Origin of the sequence: Pseudomonas monteilii, from assembly GCA_001534745.1 — a bacterium.
Classification (GTDB): domain Bacteria; phylum Pseudomonadota; class Gammaproteobacteria; order Pseudomonadales; family Pseudomonadaceae; genus Aquipseudomonas; species Aquipseudomonas alabamensis.
On record CP013997.1, the window covers coordinates 1,392,416 to 1,411,472 of the forward strand.

Here is a 19,057-nt window from a genome sequence, read left to right on the forward strand (position 1 = left end):
TGCCTATAATGCGCGCTTTTCTTCTGGTGAACGCTGATGACCTCCCTTGCCGATGCCCTGCACGACTGCGACATGCTGCTGATCGATGGGCTGCATGCCTTCGATTTCACCTTCGACGATCAGGGGTTGATGATCGAGTGCATGGACGGTCGCGAACGCAAGCGTTGGCACTTCACGCCCGAACAGGTCCAGGCGGCGACTGGGCAGGGCACCGACTGGCGGCTGTCCGACGCTCATGGCGAGCACAGCCTGATCTGCATGAGCGCCTTGCGCGCCTGGGAAGAAGATGAAGATGAACCGCACCCTCATGACCTTTCTGACGGTGAGCCTGATGAGCCTGAATCTGCAAGCGAACGCCGCGACCCTGCTGGTCGGCGGCTACACCCAGGGCACGAATGAAGGCCTTTATCGGTATGCCTTCGACAGCCGCACGGGCTTGATCGACCCCCAGGCGTTGCAGGTGATCAAGACGCCCAACCCTTCCTGGCTGGTGATGTCCGAAGACCAGCGCCTGCTTTTTGCGGTCAACGAATTAGGCGACGGACAAGGCAGCGTCAGCAGCTTTTCCCTCGATGAACGCGGCGTGCTCGCGCCGCTCAACGGTGTGCCCAGCCTGGGCGACGAACCGACCCATGCCAGCCTGAGCCAGGACCAGCGCTACCTGCTGGTGGCCAACTATTCGGCGGACCATGTGCCAGGCGGCAGCCTGGTGGCCGTGCCCGTGGGGCGAGACGGCACGCTGGCGCCGGTGACCCAGCAGCACCGCCATGTGCCGAGCCAGGTAGACCGGGAGCGACAGCTCGGGCCCCATGTGCATTCGGCAGTGTTCTCGCCGGACGGGCTTTACCTGTACGCCAGCGATCTGGGCGCCGACAAGGTCTTCATCTACCACTACGACAGCGCCAACCCCGGGCAGCCGTTGCGTCCGGCCCAGCCTGCCGCCGTCAGCCTGCCGCCTGGCAGTGGCCCGCGCCACCTGGCCTTCGATGCCACCGGCGAGCATGCCTACCTGACCCTGGAGATGAGCGGGGAAGTGGTGATGTTCGACGTGGCCGACGGGCAACTGGTCGAGCGCCAGCGTCTGCCACTGACGCCTCGGCACGAATCGGAAGCCAAGGCAGCGGGCGGGCTGCACCTGTCGCCGGATGGGCGCTTCCTGTATGTGAGCAACCGCGGCACCAGCAACGAGATCGTGGTGTTCGCCGTGGCACCGGACACGGGCCAGCTGAAGGCGCTCCAGCACCGCGACAGCGAAGGGCGCGAACCGCGGGAGTTCCGTATCGACCCGAGCGGCGATTTCCTGCTGGTGGCCAACCAGAAAAGCGACCGCATCGTGGTGATGAAGCGCGATCCGCGCAGCGGGTTGCTGGGTGAGACGGTGCAGGTGCTGGAACATGGTGCGCCGTCGGACTTTGCATTCGTTCGGTGAGGTTGACCACGGTGTTGCTAACCCTGTGAGTGCGCCGTCGTAAGACCTGCTGTCACGGGCCTTGTGGGAGCGGGCTTGCCCGCGATGCAGGCGGCGCTGGACCGGCCGCTATCGCGGGCAAGCCCGCTCCCACAAGCTGCTTGCGCAGCCATGCCTAGACCGACGGCTACAGAGGTCCGGGTGGGAGCTGGCTTGCCAGCGATAGGGCCCTGTCAGGCGCCGCCTGCATCGCGGGCAAGCCCGCTCCCACAAGCTGCTTGCGCAGCCATGCCTAGACCGACGGCTACAGAGGTCCGGGTGGGAGCTGGCTTGCCAGCGATAGGCCGCACCATGGTGTTGCAGGCTATCGCGGCCATCTGAGCGGCCTCCCGCCGGGGCGCCGGATCGGCCGCGATTGGGTCCGCAGGCCCCACAAAACCCTGAACTCATTGCCTCTGAGATCAACGCGATCGCTCGAGCGACGGCCCACTGCTGATGGGCGCTCAGGTGACCTTGCCACCTGACCTAACCCATCACCTCCACCTTGCTCAACCCATTCCCCTGCCGCTGCACCTGGATCTGCACCGGGATCCGCTCGTGCATCTCCTGCACATGGGAAATCACCGCCACCTTGCGGCCCTGGGCCTGCAGTCCGTCCAGCGCATCCATGGCCAGTTGCAGCGATTCGGGGTCGAGGCTGCCGAAGCCCTCGTCGATGAACAGCGACTCGATGCGCAGGGTGCTCGACGCCATGGACGCCAGTCCCAAGGCCAAGGCCAGGGAAACCAGGAAGGTCTCGCCGCCGGACAGTGAATGCACCGAACGCAGCTCATCGCCCATCTCGGTATCCAGCACCAGCAAGCCCAACGCGCTGCCGCCCCGCTTGAGGCGATAGCGGCGGGCCAGCTGACGCAACTGGCTGTTGGCATGGTGCAGCAGCAGATCGAGGTTGTAGCCCTGGGCGAACTTGCGGAAGGTGTCGCCCGTGGCCGAACCGATGAGCGCGTTCACCCTGGCCCAGCGTTGCCACTGCTGATAGGCGGCCTCGATGTCGGCCGCCAAGGCACGGTAGGCGTCACGACGGCGGTCGTCGTCGGCCTGGCGTGCGCGCAGCTCGGCGCAGTGCTGTTCGTGTTGCTCGATCTGCGCCCGCAGGGTTTCAAGCGTCTGCTCCAGGGTGTCGGCAGGCAGGGCGGCTTCGTCGGACAGCGCCGCGTGCTGCTGCACCCGCGCCTCGCGTTCGGTCAACAGGATGCGCGCCTGGTTCAGGCGCGTGTCTGTCGCCAGGAGCGCCTGGCGCCAGTGATCCCGTTGCGCGTCGTCCACCGCCAGCAGACGCTCGAGCTGATCGTCGCCCACGGACGGATGAGCCGCACGCCAGTGCTCGACCTGGGTCTGAAGTGCCTGGCGCTCTTCGGCCAAGGCGGCTTCGCGCGCGCTCCCAGCCTTGATTTCACCTGCCAGCGCCACCTGCTGTTCGCGCAGTCGCTGTGCCTGCTGGTTGGCCTCGGCCTCGGCCAGGCGCGCCTGCTCCAACGCGCCTTCCACGTGGGTCTGCCACTGCTCGGCGCTGGCATGCGGGCCCAGCAGCTCGGTCAGCCCCGCCTGTGCCTGATGCGCCTGCGCCTCGAGCGCCGTGAGCTGTTCACGCACCTCGCGCAGACGCGCCTGACTGGCGTGCTGTTCGTTGCGCAGCGGGTCGAGCCGCGCTTGCCGGGCCTGCTGCTCCTGCTGTTCTTCGCGGTACTGCGCCTGTTGCTGCACCCGCAGGCCGACCTGCTGGTCGAGCGTCAGGAAGGCCTGGGCGGCATCGTCCTTGAGCGCCTGCAACAGCGCCGCTGGCATGACCGGCGTGAACGCTTCCAGGGCCTGGTCCAGGCGCTGCTGGTCATCCTTCAACGCCTGCCGCTGCTGCTCGAGCTGACGCTCGGCCTGTTGACGCGCCTCGAGTGCGGCCTGCACCTGCTCGTTCAGGACGACGGCCTGGCGTTGCACGTCATGCAACACGGCCTGGCGGGCTTCGTCGCGGGCGATGTCCTGCTCCAGGCGGCGCTGCTGCAGGGCGAGCCAGGCGCTGCGGGCGGGCGCGTCCTGGGCTTCCAGGGTCGGCCAGAGCGGGTCGGCGGCCAGCTGGTCGATCAGCGGCTGCAGCTGTTCGCGCAACTGCGCCTGCTGGTGCTGATAGGCCTTGATCTGCCCGTTGAGCACGCCGACGCTCAGGCGCAGGTCGTCAAGCTGCGTCTTGAGCCGATCGACCTGATCCTGGGCCTGTCGCTCCTCGGCCTGGTCATGCGCGCCGAGGCTTTCCAGCAGCGCTTCAGGACGATGGTAAGGGTGTTCGGCGCTGCCGCAGACCGGGCACGGCTGGTCGTCCTGCAGCTGCGCCCGCAATTGTTCGACGCTGGCCGTGCGGGCCAGGCGCTGACGCTCCAGCAGCTGGCGCGTCAACGTCAGGGCTTGTTCGGCCGTGTCCAGCTCGGCCTTGGCAGCCAGCCCTTCGGTAACTTGGCGCTGGCGCGTCTGGAGCGCTTCGGCCTGGCGCTGCTGCAGGGCGGCCAGGTCCTGTTCCAGCTCCTGCTGGCGAGCGTGAAGGCGTACCGTGGCTTCGACGGTACGCAACTGTCGGCGGTTGTCCTGCAACAACGGGCCCAGCAGGCTCAGTTGCTCACCCAGCGCCTGGGGTTCGACGTCCGCCTCGCTGAACAGCAGCGCTCGGGTCTGCTGGTGAGCAGTGGCGTTCTGGTTGGCGTGCTCGACGCTGCGTTGCAGGGCAGGAAGTTCGGCACGTCCCTGGGCCAGGCGAGCGTCGGTCTGCAACAGCTGCTGAAGCTGCGCGCGATAGGCTTGCCAGGCCGTGCTCAGCCCATCCAGCTCGGCGCTGCGCGCCAGGGCCGTCTCGATGGTCGCCAGCTGGTCGAGGCTGCGCTGCTGTTGCGCCTGCAAGTGATCGAGCTGCTGCTGCCCCTGGCGGACGGCCTGGTCGGCCTGTTCGACGACCGTGGCCAGGCGGGCCTGCTCCTGGGCCAGGCGCTGCAAGTGATCGTGTGCCGCATAGGCGCGGCGCAAGGCAGGCCCTGCTTCCGTCATCTGGGCCTGGGCCTGTTGCATGGCCAGATGGGCCGCCTGGACAGTCTCGTGCTGCTGGGCGACACGCGCGTGCAACGCCTCTTGTTCCTGATGCTGGGCAGTCGAAGCTGCCTGCAGCGAAGCCAGTTCAGTCTGGACCGCCTGTTGGCGCTGGAACAGATGGCGCTGGGGCGCGAGGTGTTCGAGCCACTGCACGTCCTGACGCTGCGCCTCCAAGGCGTCGGCGGCCTGCTCGGCCTCGCGCAGCGCCTCGGCCGCGCTCGTGCAATGGTCATGCAGGCGCTGCTGCTCGGCCAGCCAGGCCCGCTGCGCCTCCAGTTGCCGTTGTTGGGCCTGGTGGGCCTGCAACGTCTGTCGGGCCTGGTCGAGTTGCTGGTCGAGCGCCTGGCGCAGATCCTCGGTCAGTGGCAGCACGTGGGCAGCTTCGGCCTCAAGCTGGGCGTGCCACTCGCCGGCCTCGCGCGCCTTGCTGAAGGCCCGCTGCCCCAAGCGGGTGTAGATCGAGGTGTTGGTGAGTTTTTCCAGCAGCTCGCTGCGTTCCTTGTCGTCAGCCTTGAGAAAAGCGCTGAACTCGCTCTGGGCCAGCATCACCGCACGGGTGAACTGCTCGAAGTTCAGCCCCAGGCGCGCTTCGATCAGCTGCTTGTACTCGGTCTTGCTCTGGTTGCTCAGCAGTTGTTCGGTGTCCAGGTCGTACAGGCTCTGGCGGCTGTGCTGCAATTTGCCGCTGGCCTTGTCACGGGCCCGGTTGGCCTCCCAGCGCGCCCGATACCGGTGCCCGTCGGTGCCGACGAAATCGACTTCGGCATGACCACTGCCGGTGCCGCGGCGCAGCAGGTTGCGCGGGTCCCAGGTGGCGATGTCGCCGTCGCCGTCCGGCACCTTGGCCTCGCGCGACACGGCGCCCAACCGCGGGACACTGCCGAACAGCGCCAGGCACAGGGCATCGAGCAGGGTGCTCTTGCCGGCGCCGGTCGGGCCGGTGATGGCGAACAGGCCGGCGCTGGCCAGGGGCTCGGCGGTGAAGTCGATGTCCACCGGCCCGGCGATCGATGCCAGGTTCTTCAGGCGGATGGCAAGAATCTTCATGGCTGCTCCTCCTCGTGCTGCACCTCGTGCAGCAGCACGGCGAAGTCGGCCAGGGCCTGCGCGTCCACCGGGCTGCCGTAGGCCTGGGTCCAGGCCCGGCCGAACAGGTCCTGGGGCGTCAGCTCACCGAGTTCCACCAGCGGCGCGTCGGGATCATCGGCCGGGCCGCTGCCGGCGTACTCCGCGTAGATGCGCACCAGGCGCACGGCCTTGCCCAGCAGCGCTGTCTCGAGCTGCTGGCGCAGGTCGGGGCGCGGTGCCTCGAGCCTGACCCGTACCTCGAGCCAGGGTTGATGCCGTGGATCGTCGAGCAGGTCGGGTGCAGGCAACTCGGCCAGGGTCTCGAGCAAGGCCTCCAGCGGCGCCGGGCCGATGCGCTTGAGCGAGACCGCGCGTGGCACCAGGCGCGGCTCGACGCTGGCGAGCGTGGCGCCTTCGAAGCGCACGTCGAGGATCTGGTGCGGGTAGTCGACCTCGGCGAACGACAGCGGCAGGGGTGAACCGCTGTAGCGAATGCGTGCTTCGCGGTTGACCTGCTGGGGCTTGTGCAGATGACCCAGGGCCACATAGCCGACGCAGGGGTCGAACAATCGCGCGGGCAAGGCCTCGGCATTGCCGATGATCAGGCTGCGCTCGGAGTCCTCGGACACGCTGCCGCCGGCCATGTGCGCATGACTGATGGCGATCAGCGCCTGGTCGGGCGCGCGCTTGTCCTGCGCGGCGGCGATCAGCTGCCGGTGTACCTGGCCGACGCCGTTGAGGTAGTCATCGCCCAGGTGCAGGCCGGTGACCTCGGCCGGGCGCATGAACGGCAGCGCCAGGCACCAGGCACCCACGTTGCCCTGCGCGTCGGTCAAGGGGATCAGCAGGCGCTCGGCATCCAGCTGGCCATCGTCGAGCCAGTGCACCCGTCCCAGGGCATGGGTCCGCAGCCGACGCATCAGGGGCGCTGGCAGTTCGATGCGCGAGCCGGAGTCGTGGTTGCCGGCGATCATCACGATGTCCAGGGTGGGCTGTTGCTCGTGGGCCTGGACGATGAAGTCGTAGAGGCGCTCCTGTGCCTTGACCGGTGGATTGACCGTGTCGAAGACGTCGCCAGCGATCAGCAGGGCATCGGGCTGTTCCTGATGCAGTTGTTCGAGCAGCCAGGTGAGAAAGCAGACGTGCTCGTAGTCGCGTTCCTGGCCATGCAGGCTCTGGCCCAGGTGCCAATCGGAGGTGTGAAACAGACGCATCGAAGGATCCATGCAGTACAGGCGCGACGCCAGGCGTCACGCCAGGATTATTTGGGGTACAACGGCGGCAGGCTGCCGGCATCGCCCAAGGGCGGACGCAGGTGCTCGGCCGAGGGGATGGTGCCGATGGCGCGCCATAGCTCGTCGCCTTGCCAGGTCTGGCCGGTTTCGCTGTAGAGCGCGCCATTGAGCCCATCCAGGGCGTCGGACAAGGGTACGAAACGGGCGGCCATGTCGGCCAGGGTTTCCGGTTGCTGGCGCGCCCAGGCATCGAGCGCCTGTCGCGTGGCCTGGGGATCGTTGGCCTGGCAGGCGCGCTTGAGGTCGTCGAGCAGGCTGCGTGGGCTCGGCCCGCTCTGCACCGGGCGCGCCACCGCGGGTCGCGAACGGGCCCGCCACCAGAGAACGCCGACCAGCAGGTTGCTCAAGACCAACAGCCCGGTGGCCAGCTGCCAGGGCCACAGGTGGACCGGTGTGCCGGCACTGTTGACGGGGGCGTCGCCGGTCAGGGCCGGGTTGTCGAGTACGGTCAGGGTCCGCGCCGGCAGGTTGCTGTGCTCGAGGTGGTCCTCACGGGTGTTCCACCACACCACGTCCTGGGCGGGCAGGGCCAGTTCCCCGGCGCGCACCGGCACCAGCGCTTCACGTTCTTCGCGATTGGCGATCATGCCGCGCTCGCCGATGTCGTTGCGCAACTGCGGCTGGTCCGGGTAACGGCGCAACCCGGCCACTTCGGTGGCGGGTAGCGCCGGCAGTTGGGCGCTCGACAGGCCTTCGGCGCGCAGGCTGATGCTGCGGGTCAGCGAGTCACCGACCTGGGTGCGCTGCAGGGCCGGGTCCGGGTTCCAGTGTTCTTCCAGGGTCAGGCTGCGCGCGGGCAGCCAGGGGGTGTCGGCGGGATAGCTGGCGGGAATCGGTCGTACGTGCAGGCGCAGCGGCAGCGAGCGGGCCTGCACCTGGCGTCCGCCCCGCGCAGTGCCCGCGTCGGCGCCCTCGGTGTCGGCGGCGGTGGCGGTGAACGTCAGCGGGGCGATGTCCAGCGAGCCGCTGCGCTGTGGGTAGAGGGCGTAACGGGTTTCGATCACGCCGTGACGCACGCCATCGATGTCCTTCTCGAAGGTGCGCGAGTCGCCCAGCGGCTCGAGCTTGGCGTCTTCCACCTGGGGTGGGCTCAAGGTGCTGTCGTCGTACAGCGAGACCGAATGGTAGACCCGCACGGTCAGCACGGTCTGTGCCTGGACATAGACGTCATCGCTGTCCAGCGCGGCTTCGAGAAACACCGGTGCGGCGCCCCCGACATGGCTGGGATCGGCCTGCAGGACCTGCAGGTCGATGGGCTGAGTGCTGGCCTGGCCCAGGTGCAGGGCGGGGATCTGCAGGCTGCCACTGCGGCGTGGCAGCAGGGTGATGATCCAGCGGGTGCTGGCGCGCGTCTCGCCGTCCAGCGTGTGCAGGCTGTTGAGCTGGCGCGTGCTGCGCACGTCGAAGTCGGCGTCCAGCGCGCCCAGGTCGGGCTTGCCGAACTGGGTGACGTCCTGACTTTCGAGGGTCAGCTCGAAGGTCTCGCCTGCATCCACACGGGTGCGGTCGACCGACGCTTGGAAGAGGGACTGCGCCTGGACCGTCAGGCAGACGCACAGGCAGGCAAGCAAGACGCCAAGGCGGCTCATGGGGTGGGTTCCTGATTCAGTTGCTGCTCGTACCAGAACTTGCGCCGCAGCAGCTCTGCCGGATTGTCGGGGATCTCGCGCAACCATTGTTCGAGCGCCTGGCGCTGCTCGGCATCCAGGGCCGTGTCGGCGGGGCGCGGGGGCGGTTGCAGGGTGTCGTCTGCGGAGGACTGCGGGGGGCCTGGGTCGGCATCGGCGTCGCCCGTTGCGTTGCTCTGCCGACTGGCCGGCTCGCCTTCGGCAGGTGTCGCCTCGGCGGCATCGCCGGGCGAGCCGCTGTTGCCCTGATTGTCGCGGTCCGGGGGCGAATGCTGCTGCGCCGCCTGAGCGTCGGCCTGGGCCTGGGCATCGCGGGCCTGGAGCGCCTCTTGCACCAAGGCCTGGTTGCTCAGCGCGGCCGGCAGGTCCGGTTGCAGTTCCAGGGCTTGGTCATAGGCGTCGAGTGCGCCCTCCAGATCGCCCGCACGGGCCAGGGCATTGCCGCGGTTGTAGTGGGCCTGGGCCGTCTGCCCCTTGGCGAATTCGCGCGCTGCGCCTGCGAAGTCTCCTGCCCGGTACAAGGCCACGCCGCGCCAGGCCGGGTCGCGGAAGTGCCGTGCGGCGTCGCCGGGATGCCCGGCTTCCAGCAGGCGCTGGCCCTGCTGGTCCGGACGCGCCCAAAGGTCGTCGATCCCGAAGGCATAGCTGGGTTGGGGCAGGGCCAGCAACAGCGGCAGACAGAACAACCAGCCGCGCCGACCGGCACAGGCCATCAGTGCCAACAGCGGCAGCAGCAACCAATGACCCTGGTCGGCCCAGCTGTCGAGCTGCAGCAGCTGACCTTCGCGGTGCAGCGTGCGGGGGTCGTCGAACAGCCCCAGGCCGCGCAGGTCCAGATCGTCGATGCGCGCATGCCGGTAGCGCCCGCCGGTGGCGTTGACGAAGGCCTTCAGGCTCGCGCCGTCCAGGCGGGGCACGAGGATCGCGCCCTGGGCGTCCTTGAGGTACTCGCCGTTGGCCTGGCGTATCGGGGCGCCGGCGCTGCTGCCGATCCCCAGCATCAACAGGCTCGGACCTTGACGCCCCAGGGCATGCAGGATCCCGCGCCGCTCAGGGTCGTCCAGCGAGGAGCCGACCAGCAGCAGCCGCCCTTGCCCGAGCCCGCTCTGGGCCAGCAGCGCCAGCCCCTTGCGCACGGCCAGGTCAGCCCGTTGTCCGGCCTGCGGCATGATCGACGGGTCGATCGCCTCGAGCAGGTTGCGCGTGGTGGCCACGTCGTCGGACAGCGGCACCAGCACGTGCGCGCTGCCCGCGTAGACGATCAGGGCGGTCTGGCTGTCGCGGCGGTGCTCGAGCACGTCGAGGATCTTGCGCCGGGCCTGTTGCAGGCGGTTGGGCGCGGTGTCCTCGGCGAGCATCTGTGGCGTCAGCTCGAGCAGGATCACCAACGGATCGGCCGGGCGCTGGTGGGTGTCTTCCAGGCGTTGCCAGCTGGGCCCGAGCAGGGCCAGCAAGGTCAGCAGCCAGGCCAGGCCCAGGACCACCCAGGGCAGCTTGCTGGTGCTGCCATCGCCACCGCCGAGCAACACGGCGTGGAACCGCGCCGGCACGATCATCTGCCAGCGGCCGGCACGCTTGCGGCGGTGCCACAGCCTGAACAGCAGCCAACCGAGCACAGGCAGCGCCAGCAGCCAGAACGGACGCAGCCATTGCGGCCAGAGTTCGATCATGGGCGTTTCCTCGCGACCAGGCGGGCGTACCCACGCGCCAGCGGCGCAGGCAGGCGGCCTTGGCGCAGCAGGCGTTGCAACAGCGGCTCGGGCCACAGGCTGCTGCCGACCAGCAGCACGCTCAACAGCAACGCCAGCGCCAGGGGCCAGGCATACAGGGGCTTGGCCACCCGTGTCTGGGTCGGCTGCTGGGTCACCGGTTCGAGTTGGTCGAGGGTGTCGCCGATCGCCTCCAGCTCGGCGCCGTCATGGGCACGGAAGTAACTGCCCTGGGTCAGCGCGGCGATCTCGCGCAGCGACGCTTCGTCCAGGTCCAGGCTCGGGTTCAGCCCGAGCAGGCCGGGCATGCCCGTGGTCTCGGGGTTGGCGCCGATGCCGATGGTGTAGATACGCACGCCTTCCTGGGCCGCCAGGCGCGCGGCCGTCAACGGGTGGATCTGGCCGCCGTTGTTGGCGCCATCGGTGATCAGGATCAGCACCCGGCTGGTCGCGGGACGTTCACGCAAGCGCTTGACCGCCAGGCCGATGGCGTCGCCGATGGCCGTGTTCTTGCCAGCGATCCCGATCCGCGCCTCGTCCAGAAACGTCCGCACGGTCCGTCGATCGAAGGTCAGCGGCGCTTGCAGGTAGGCCTGGCTGCCGAACAGGATCAACCCGACCCGATCGCCTTCGCGGTCCTGGAGAAAATCGCCCAGCAGCGCCTTGACCAGGTCCAGTCGGCTGATGTCGTCGCCTTGCCACTGCATGTCGGGGAAATCCATCGAGCCGGACACATCGACGGCCACCAGCAGGTCGCGACCGCTGGCTGCCACCGGTACCGGTTCGCCCAGCCATTGGGGTCGCGCCGTGGCCAGCAGAACCAGCAGCCAGATGATCACGAACGGCGCCTGCTGGCGCCAGGTCGGCAGGCTCAGGCGCGCCCGGCGCCCGGCCAGGCGTTCGAGTTCGGGCAGAAAGCCGACCTTGAGCACCGGCTCACCGCTTTCGGCAGGCGGCAGCAGCAGCCGTGCCAGCCACGGCAACGGCGCCAGCAGCAGGATCCACGGCCAGGCCAGGTCAAACATGCTTGCGGATCCAGGTGTCGACGGCGTTGCCCAGCCCGGCGATGGCCTTGTCGTCGAGCTTGCACTCAGGCTTGTAGGCGCCTTCGACCAGGATCATCCATCGGGTCAGGCCGGCCGCCGGGCAGCGGTTGTCGAGAAAGGCCAGCCATTGGCGGCCGTTGAGCGTATGGCTGTTGGCATCCGGGTAGTGGTTGCGGCACAGGCGCTTGAGCAGCGCGTTGATCTGCTGCAGCCAGGCACCGGCCGGCGCGCCATCGTAGGGGCGTGGCAGGCGCGCCAGCTCGGCGAGTGCCTCCACGCGGATCGGGTCCAGCGGCTGTTCGGCCGGGGCGAGCGGGTCTGGCGGTACACGCCGGGCCCATCGCCGGTACACGCGTACGGCGGCCCACACCAGCATCGGCATCAGCGCCAGCAGCGCCCACCAGCCGGGCGCGGGCGGCCAGGCGCTGATGGGCGCAGGCTCGATCAACGGCTGTAGCTGCTCCAGGGGGCTCATGGCGCGCGCCTCGGGCGCTGCTCGGCGAGGTAGTCGCGCAACTGGTCGAGCATCTCGCGCTGTGTGTTCAGGGGCATCAGCACCACGCGCAGCTTCTGCGCCAGCGTGTCCCAGCGTTCGACGCGGGCCTCGGCCTGGTGCCGGTAGGTCTGGCGCAGGTGCGGGTCGAGGGTGTCGAGTTCCAGCTGGGCCGAACGCTGGGCGAAGCGCAGCAGGCCGGCGGCGGGCAGGGCATGGTCCAGAGGGTCGGAAATCGGCATCAACAGCAGGTCGCAGTGCCGCGACAGCAGGCTCAGGTGCTGTTCGGCCGCCGCGCTCAGGGCGCGCTCGTCACAGATCACGATGGCCAGGCTGCCAGGCCGCAGCACTTCGCGGGCGCGACGCAGGGCCAGGCCCAGGTTGTCCGGGTGCGGTACGGCTTCGGTGTGCAGCGACTGATTGACCCGCGCCAGCCGGTTGAGCAGCTGCAGCAGGCTCTGCTTGCTGCGCCGTGGCTTGATTTCATAGTGCTCGGTGTCGCCGAACACCAGCCCGCCGACCCGGTCGTTATGCCCCAGCGCAGCCCAGCCGAACAGGGCCGCCGCCTGGGCCGCCAGGACCGACTTGAAGTTGAGCCCCGAGCTGAAGAACAGCCGTTGGCTCTGCTCGACCAGAATGAAGATGGGCCGCTCGCGCTCTTCGTGGAACAACTTGGTGTGCGGTTCCTGGGTGCGTGCCGTGACCCGCCAGTCGATGTTGCGCACGTCGTCGCCGGCCTGGTAGACCCGGACCTGATCGAAGTCCACGCCACGCCCGCGCAGCCGCGAGTGGTGCAGGCCCACCAGCGGGCTGCGCTGACCCGCCTGGGCGAACAGCTGGATCTCGCGCACGCGATGGCGCATGTCGATCAGCTCGGCGAGGCCGATGCGGATGCCGGGTTCGGCAGACGGCGAGGTCGGCATGGGCTCAGGCGACGGCCACGACGTCGAGGATGCGCTGCACCACGCGGTCCTGGTCGACACCGGCTGCCTCGGCTTCGAAGGACAGGATGATGCGGTGGCGCAGCACATCGAACAGCACCGCCTGGATGTCCTCGGGGCTGACGAAGTCGCGCCCGGCCAGCCAGGCATGGGCCCGCGCGCAACGGTCCAGGGCGATCGAGCCACGGGGGCTGGCGCCGTAGGCGATCCAGTCGGCCAGGTCGGCGTCGAACTTGGCCGGGGTGCGCGTGGCCATGACCAGCTGCACCAGGTATTCCTCCACGGCGTCGGCCATGTACAGGCCGAGGATCTCCTTGCGCGCCGCGAAGATCGCCTGCTGGCTGACCCGGCGTTCCGGCTTGGTCTCTCCGTTGAGTGCTTCGCCACGTGCCTGCTGCAGGATGCGGCGCTCGACCGCCGAGTCGGGGAAGCCGATCTTCACGTGCATCAGGAAGCGGTCGAGCTGCGCCTCGGGCAGGGGGTAGGTGCCTTCCTGTTCGATCGGGTTCTGCGTGGCCATGACCAGGAACAACGGCGACAGGTCATAGGTGCTGCGCCCGACGCTGACCTGACGCTCGGCCATGGCTTCGAGCAGCGCCGACTGTACCTTGGCAGGCGCACGGTTGATCTCGTCGGCCAGCACCAGGTTGTGGAAGATCGGCCCTTGCTGGAACACGAAGCTGCCGGTTTCCGGGCGATAGATTTCGGTGCCGGTGATGTCCGCCGGCAGCAGGTCCGGGGTGAACTGGATGCGGTGGAACTGCGCCTCGACGCCCTCTGCCAGCTCCTTGATCGCCTTGGTCTTGGCCAGTCCCGGCGCACCCTCGACCAGCATGTGGCCGTCGGCCAGCAGCACGATCAGCAGGCGCTCGACGAGCTTTTCCTGACCGAGGATCTGGGTGGAAAGAAAGGTGCGCAGCGCCACGAGCGCTTCACGGTGTTCCATCGTCGAGACTTCCTGGTTGAGAGCCGGGATGGGTTGGCAGGCCACCGCACAGGCAAGGGTGGCTACTTTAATGCATCCGACCCCTTGCCGACCAATGACGGCTCACAAATAACACCTGGCCGTTCAGGTGTCGCGTCCATTTATCCGGCCCCCGCATGCCGATGCGCCGATTCACAGAGGGCCCGTCGCTGCTTTCCATGAGGTTTTCTTCAAGGAAGCCCATGCATGAACCTGTTCGATCCTCCTCGGCCCCTGCGTATCGGGGTGTTCTTCGATGGCACCGGCAACAATCGCTTCAACAGTCCCCAGGCCCTCGAGGGGCGGTCTGGCGAGCGGCAACGAAGCAGTTATGCCAATGCCCTGACCAATGTCGCGCTGCTGTATGAGTTGTACCCGTCCGCGGACCCCGTGGACGATGGCCAGCCGGTGACCGGTCGCCTGTACGTCGAAGGCATCGGCACCACCCAAGGGCAGGCGGACTCGCTCTGGAGCCAGGCCACCGGGCGGGGCTGTACCGGGGTCGCCGAACGCGTCGAGCAGGCCAGTCAGGCGCTGGCCGAGCAGGTGAAGCAGCATGCTCAGGCGTCAGGAGCGCGGCAGGCCGTCTCCTTGCAGGTCGATCTGTTCGGCTTCAGCCGTGGTGCCGCCGCTGCCCGGCACCTGGCCAATGACCTGCACCGTGGGCGGCACAGCCAGTTGGCACGGACGCTGCTCGAGCAGGCGGGCATCGACTGCAGGGTGTCGATCGGCTTCATCGGGTTGTTCGACACCGTCGTGGCCGTCCTGGCGCCTTTCGACGATGACCGCGGCGGCCTGGAGCTGGAGCTTGCGCCGGGACTGGCCGAACGTGCCGTGCAACTGGTCGCCGGCGATGAGCACCGTTATCACTTTCCCCTGGTGCCGACCTCGAACGACATCGTGCTGCCGGGTGCCCATTCGGACATCGGCGGGGGCTACCCGACGCACCTGCACGAGCGTGTCCTGATGTGCAAGCCGCGCTCGAATCGTGTGTCACTGGCCACCTCTGCGCAACAGACGGCGGCGTACCGGGAGGTGCTTGCTCTGTCCGAGACGGTGCCGTATACCCGCCTGCTGACGTGGGAGCGTGCCTTGACGTCCGAGCGTGCGCGGCGCGATGAACCGGCGCAGAAGCAGGTCTATGCCACATTGCTGCGGGAGCGCGAAGTCTGGGGGCATCTGTCACGGGTCATGCTGCGCATCATGCATGCACGGGCGCGAGGTGCGGGGGTGCCGCTGGCGGCGATCGATGATCAGGATCCTCAGCTGACAGTGCCGGATGAACTGCAGCCGCTTGCCGTCAAGCTCCAGGCGTTCGCCTTGGGCGAGCGCGAAACGCCAGGGCTGACGGCGCAGGAGCGCCGGTTGCTGGAATCACGCTACATCCACACGTCGGCCCATTGGGGCACGGTCGAAAGCGTGCGCTACAGCGCGCTCGACGCCCTCTACATCGATCGGCCCGCACCGCAGGGCCGCAGATGGGTCTGAGCCTGAGCGGTAGGCGACAGCGGGCCTCGAGCGGCGACGAGCGCAGGGCGTCGTCAGGGGATCAGGCGTTGCGCACGCAGTTGATCGAACACGTCGAAGAACGCCTGGTCGCTGGCCTGGTAAGCCGTGAAGCCCAGGCGCCGGCTCTTGGACATGTCGGTCACCACCTCGATCGGCCGGCCCAGGTCGGCATCGGTGTGCCAGGGCGAGACCAGACGGTTCATGTCAGGTTCCTGCAGGCCATTGGCCTCGGCGATCTGGCGCCAGGTCGGTGCATCGTCGGCCATCTGCGTTTCCAGGGGCGACAGCTGCGCGGGGTAGTCTGCCGCTTGCAGGTCGAAGTACTCGGCGATCCTGCCCCACATCCACTTCCAGCGGAACACATCCCCGTTGGTGACGTTGAACGCCTGATCGAAAGCCGCTGGCGTGGTGGCGGCCCACACCTGCTGCTGGGCCAGCTGACGGGCATCGGTCATGTCCGTGAGGCTGTCCCACTGGACACGTGACCCTGGGAAGACGAAGGGGCGGCCCAGGTGCTTGCACAGGGTGGCGTAGACGGCGAGGGTGGTGGCCATGTTCATGGCATTGCCGACCGCCACGCCCGTGACCGTGTGCGGGCGGTGCACGTTCCAGGTGAAGCCGTCACGCTCGGCGGCGCTGAACAGCTCGTCTTCCTGGGCATAGTAGAAGTTCTCGACGTCCAGACGCCCTTGGTCTTCACGAAACGGCGTATGGGGCAGCTGGCCCTTGCCATAGGCATCGAACGGCCCGAGGTAATGCTTAAGGCCGGTGACCAGGGTGACGTGGCGCACGCTCTTGGCCGGGCGCAGGGCGTCGAGCAGGTTGCGCACCATGGCAGCGTTGACCTGGATGTTCAGGGCTTCGGTGGCCTGGCGCGACCAGGTGGTTATGAACACATGGGTGGGCTGTTGTCCGGCCAGGGCGGCCGCCAGGGAGGCCGGATCCTGCAGGTCGGCGGCCAGCGGGGTCACGCCGGGCTGCTCGCCTGGATGGCGCGACAGGGCGGTGACGGGCCACCCCTGTTCGACCAGCAGGTGGGTGAGGGCGCTGCCGACGATACCGCTGGCACCGACGACCAAGGCTGTCTGATTCATGCTGTTCTCCTGTAGGTATGGTCGTCTGAGGGCGGGGAGATCGCAGCGTTCAGTCCCATCGCGACCGTTGGGCCGATCCCGGTGTGGGCACTGGAAACTTGCGTCTGCCCCACAGGCCGAATGCTCATCCGGGGGGCGAAGCAGGCACCCTTTACCGCAGGTCTACCGCCAGCGCAGGGCGCCGGCCAAGGAAACCCGATGACGTCTCCCCAGCTCGTTCACCGCGGCGGTCACGAAGGCGTGACCGGTTCCTGCCACCAGCTCTGGCTCGACGCCGAGCACAGCGTGCTCATCGACTGCGGCGCCTTCCAGGGTACGGATCACGCCGAGGACGAGCAGGAGAGGCTGGCCCTGGGCTTTCCCGTCGATGGGATCAAGGCGCTGATCGTGACCCATGTGCACCTCGATCACGTGGGCCGCATCCCCAACCTGCTGGCGGCTGGCTTCGACGGGCCGATCCTGTGCAGCGAACCTTCGGCCCGCTTGCTGCCGATCGTGCTGGAGGACGCCTTTCGCCTGGCGATCAGCCGCGACCCCGAGGCCCTGGAGCGCTATCTGAACATCATCGAGCAGCGCATCATCGCGTTGCCCTATGGCAACTGGTTCACCTTGCACGGGACGCCGGCACAGGGCTGTCAGCTACGTCTGCAACCGGCCGGGCACGTGCTGGGGTCGGCTTATGTCGAGCTGCAACTCAACGAGGAAGGCTCGCACCAGCGGGTGGTGTTCAGCGGCGACCTGGGCGCTTCGTATTCGCCTCTCCTGCCGGACCTGGAAGCCCCCGAGCAGGCCGATCTGCTGATCCTGGAGAGCACCTACGGCGACCGCTGCCACGAGGACCGTCGCCATCGCCGCGAGCGGCTGCAGGCGGTCATCGAACGCGCCCTGGCCGACCAGGGCACGGTACTGATCCCGTCGTTCTGCATCGGCCGCACCCAGGACCTGCTCTACGAACTGGAAGCCATCCTGCACGAACGCTGCGCGGCGGCCGAGACCTCGGCTTCGACCCCGGGCACGGTGAGCTCGGCACCGGACATCGACTGGCCGGACATCCCGATCATCCTCGACTCACCCCTGGCCGGACGCTTCACCCAGGTCTACAAGGAGTTGCGCGACTTCTGGGACGAACCGGCCCGTCAGCGGGTGGAGCAGGAAGGTCGCAAGCCGTTTTCGTTCAAGCAGCTGGTGATCGTGGACGACCATGCCGAGCACGAGCGCATCGTCCGGCACCTGGCCGACACCGCGCGCCCGGCCATCGTCATCGCCGGTAACGGCATGTGCGCCGGTGGCCGGATCGTGCGCTACCTGAAGACCTTGCTGGGCGACCCGCGGCACAACGTGGTGTTCGTCGGGCATCAGGTCAAGGGCACGCCAGGGCATGACATCCAGACCCATGGCCCCGAGGGAGGTTATGTGATGCTGGAGGGTGAGCGCGTCGACATTCGGGCTGGCATCGACAGCGTCGGGGGGTACTCGGCCCATGCCGATCAGGCGGACCTGGTCGGCTGGGTGACGCGCATGGCGCAGTGGCCGACGGAAATCCGCCTGATCCATGGGGAACCCCATGCCAAGCAGTGCCTGGCCGACCTGTTGCACCGGCATTACCAGGCGGCGGGCCGGCAGGCGAGGATCGAGATCCCTCACGGTTGACCCAAGCAGGGGGCCAGGGTCGAGCCCCCAAACCCTGCTCAGGTCACCGCTCGGCTCATTTGCAGTTGCCGGCCTTGCGGTAGCCAGCGGCCTGGGCCTGGGCCTCGGTGGTGAAGTGCATCAGGTTCTTCTCGGCCACCTTGCCATAGCTCGGGCAACCCGACGGCAGGTGATAGAGCAGGCTCTTGCGGTTGCCCTGGATGTCGCCCGAACCGGTAGGCGTCGCAGGCGCGCTGTCGGCCTTGGTCGGTCGCGCAGCAGGGGTCGAGGCCTCCACCAGGCCGTCGCCGACCGGCTTGTAGCCCAGGGTCCAGTGCCGCTCACCCGTGACGAAGGGGTTGGCATGGCCCATGATTGCGGCGATGCGCTGGTCACGCTGCTTTTCCCAGGCACTGACCGGGTACTGCTTGTCCCAGGCCATCAGCAGTTGCTGCTGCTGGCGCGACATGTTCAGCTTGTAGCGATCGAACATGTAGAACGTGGTCCGTGCCACCAGCCCCTTGACCGCGTCGCGCGGTTCGGCCACGCGCTGCTGGAAGTCCACCTTGGTAGGGCACTGGCCATATTGCGGCGCGACGCCGGTGGCCATGCCGTAGTTGAAGTTGCTGCGGTCGCCATTCACTTCGCCGACGGCCGGGTACAGGTTGAACAGGTTGGCTTCCATGGCACGGAACACCGGGTCGGCATCCACGCAGTGGGCACGGCCGCCGTTCTGCCAGCACTGGCGCTGATGGCCGAAGGTCCAGGCCGGCACGATGTGTTCCCACTCGGTGCGTTCGGCACGGTTCTGCTGCTTGCGGGTCTGGTAGCCGCACGACTGCGCATCGACCCGGCCCCCGGACTTGCCGACCCAGGTCCATTTGCAGCCGCAGTACAGTTCACCGGTGGCGCTGGCGCCCTGGTCGAAGTAGACCTTCTGCTTGGCCACCACCTTGGCTTCGGCAAAGGTGGCCGGCGGCGCGGCGTAGGCATGGGTGACAAGGGAGAGGCACAGCGTCAGGGCGTACAGCAATCGGGTCATGGTCACAGGCGAAGGCAATGAATGGAGCGCGGATTATACGCACAATCCGTTTCGCTCACGGCTGTCAGCGCAAGTGGAGGCGGGTGGCGGATTTTTCCCAGG

General features: G+C 68.0%; 14 protein-coding genes. 3 read left to right on the top strand and 11 right to left on the bottom strand.

From position 1 onward, the window contains the following. Positions 1–3: 3 nt before the first annotated feature. Positions 4–237, bottom strand: coding sequence for a hypothetical protein (locus APT63_06225; protein ID AMA45258.1), 234 nt, complete (start codon positions 235–237; stop codon positions 4–6). Between the two features lie 55 nt (positions 238–292). Between APT63_06225 and APT63_06230 the strand changes: the two genes are divergently transcribed. Next, complete coding sequence (locus tag APT63_06230) at positions 293–1,429, top strand: 3-carboxymuconate cyclase (protein ID AMA47802.1); 1,137 nt, start codon at positions 293–295, stop codon at positions 1,427–1,429. 504 nt (positions 1,430–1,933) lie between these two features. Here the strand turns inward: APT63_06230 and APT63_06235 are convergent. From APT63_06235 to APT63_06270, 8 genes are read right to left on the bottom strand one after another with little or no spacing between them, the layout of a single operon-like run. Then, on the bottom strand, positions 1,934–5,584 hold the full coding sequence (locus APT63_06235; GenBank protein AMA45259.1) for a chromosome segregation protein SMC: 3,651 nt from the start codon (positions 5,582–5,584) through the stop codon (positions 1,934–1,936). Then, on the bottom strand, positions 5,581–6,819 hold the full coding sequence (locus APT63_06240; protein ID AMA45260.1) for an exonuclease sbcCD subunit D: 1,239 nt from the start codon (positions 6,817–6,819) through the stop codon (positions 5,581–5,583). Before APT63_06240 ends, APT63_06235 begins: the two co-directional genes overlap by 4 nt. 47 nt (positions 6,820–6,866) lie before the next feature. Beyond that, positions 6,867–8,489 (bottom strand): protein BatD, encoded by a 1,623-nt coding sequence (locus APT63_06245; GenBank protein AMA45261.1) that lies wholly within the window; start codon positions 8,487–8,489, stop codon positions 6,867–6,869. Then, complete coding sequence (locus APT63_06250; GenBank protein AMA45262.1) at positions 8,486–10,198, bottom strand: hypothetical protein; 1,713 nt, start codon at positions 10,196–10,198, stop codon at positions 8,486–8,488. Before APT63_06250 ends, APT63_06245 begins: the two co-directional genes overlap by 4 nt. Then, positions 10,195–11,262 carry a BatB protein gene (locus tag APT63_06255; protein AMA45263.1) on the bottom strand — a complete coding sequence of 356 codons (1,068 nt, stop codon included), beginning with the start codon at positions 11,260–11,262 and terminating at the stop codon, positions 10,195–10,197. Before APT63_06255 ends, APT63_06250 begins: the two co-directional genes overlap by 4 nt. Further along, entirely contained in the window at positions 11,255–11,758 is a 504-nt protein-coding gene (locus APT63_06260) for a hypothetical protein (protein ID AMA45264.1), read from the bottom strand. The genes APT63_06255 and APT63_06260 overlap by 8 nt, the downstream gene beginning before the upstream one ends. Next, positions 11,755–12,699 carry a hypothetical protein gene (locus tag APT63_06265; GenBank protein AMA45265.1) on the bottom strand — a complete coding sequence of 315 codons (945 nt, stop codon included), beginning with the start codon at positions 12,697–12,699 and terminating at the stop codon, positions 11,755–11,757. Before APT63_06265 ends, APT63_06260 begins: the two co-directional genes overlap by 4 nt. Before the next feature lie 4 nt (positions 12,700–12,703). Further along, the gene (locus APT63_06270; GenBank protein ID AMA45266.1) at positions 12,704–13,663 is read right to left on the bottom strand and encodes an AAA family ATPase; all 960 of its coding nucleotides are present in this window, start codon (positions 13,661–13,663) and stop codon (positions 12,704–12,706) included. Positions 13,664–13,888: 225 nt separating this feature from the next. On the opposite strand from APT63_06270, the gene APT63_06275 reads away from it, so the two are divergent. Beyond that, positions 13,889–15,169 (top strand): hypothetical protein, encoded by a 1,281-nt coding sequence (locus tag APT63_06275; protein AMA45267.1) that lies wholly within the window; start codon positions 13,889–13,891, stop codon positions 15,167–15,169. Between the two features lie 53 nt (positions 15,170–15,222). Here the strand turns inward: APT63_06275 and APT63_06280 are convergent, their stop codons facing one another. After that, positions 15,223–16,284 (bottom strand): NAD-dependent dehydratase, encoded by a 1,062-nt coding sequence (locus APT63_06280; GenBank protein ID AMA45268.1) that lies wholly within the window; start codon positions 16,282–16,284, stop codon positions 15,223–15,225. A gap of 198 nt (positions 16,285–16,482) precedes the next feature. Here APT63_06280 and APT63_06285 point away from each other — a divergent pair, with 198 nt between their 5' ends. After that, positions 16,483–17,934, top strand: coding sequence for an MBL fold metallo-hydrolase (locus tag APT63_06285; GenBank protein AMA45269.1), 1,452 nt, complete (start codon positions 16,483–16,485; stop codon positions 17,932–17,934). Between the two features lie 55 nt (positions 17,935–17,989). On the opposite strand, the gene APT63_06290 is transcribed toward APT63_06285, so the two are convergent. Continuing rightward, positions 17,990–18,955 carry a deoxyribonuclease I gene (locus APT63_06290; GenBank protein ID AMA47803.1) on the bottom strand — a complete coding sequence of 322 codons (966 nt, stop codon included), beginning with the start codon at positions 18,953–18,955 and terminating at the stop codon, positions 17,990–17,992. Between the last annotated feature and the right edge of the window lie 102 nt (positions 18,956–19,057).

Coding starts and splice junctions, on each gene's coding strand:
- APT63_06225 (AMA45258.1), bottom strand. CDS start 237: ATGAGCGTCGGACAGCCGCCAGTCGGTGCCCTGCCCAGTCGCCGCCTG.
- APT63_06280 (AMA45268.1), bottom strand. CDS start 16,284: ATGAATCAGACAGCCTTGGTCGTCGGTGCCAGCGGTATCGTCGGCAGC.
- APT63_06275 (AMA45267.1), top strand. CDS start 13,889: ATGAACCTGTTCGATCCTCCTCGGCCCCTGCGTATCGGGGTGTTCTTC.
- APT63_06235 (AMA45259.1), bottom strand. CDS start 5,584: ATGAAGATTCTTGCCATCCGCCTGAAGAACCTGGCATCGATCGCCGGG.
- APT63_06255 (AMA45263.1), bottom strand. CDS start 11,262: ATGTTTGACCTGGCCTGGCCGTGGATCCTGCTGCTGGCGCCGTTGCCG.
- APT63_06285 (AMA45269.1), top strand. CDS start 16,483: ATGACGTCTCCCCAGCTCGTTCACCGCGGCGGTCACGAAGGCGTGACC.
- APT63_06230 (AMA47802.1), top strand. CDS start 293: ATGAACCGCACCCTCATGACCTTTCTGACGGTGAGCCTGATGAGCCTG.
- APT63_06265 (AMA45265.1), bottom strand. CDS start 12,699: ATGCCGACCTCGCCGTCTGCCGAACCCGGCATCCGCATCGGCCTCGCC.
- APT63_06290 (AMA47803.1), bottom strand. CDS start 18,955: ATGACCCGATTGCTGTACGCCCTGACGCTGTGCCTCTCCCTTGTCACC.
- APT63_06250 (AMA45262.1), bottom strand. CDS start 10,198: ATGATCGAACTCTGGCCGCAATGGCTGCGTCCGTTCTGGCTGCTGGCG.
- APT63_06240 (AMA45260.1), bottom strand. CDS start 6,819: ATGCGTCTGTTTCACACCTCCGATTGGCACCTGGGCCAGAGCCTGCAT.
- APT63_06270 (AMA45266.1), bottom strand. CDS start 13,663: ATGGAACACCGTGAAGCGCTCGTGGCGCTGCGCACCTTTCTTTCCACC.
- APT63_06245 (AMA45261.1), bottom strand. CDS start 8,489: ATGAGCCGCCTTGGCGTCTTGCTTGCCTGCCTGTGCGTCTGCCTGACG.
- APT63_06260 (AMA45264.1), bottom strand. CDS start 11,758: ATGAGCCCCCTGGAGCAGCTACAGCCGTTGATCGAGCCTGCGCCCATC.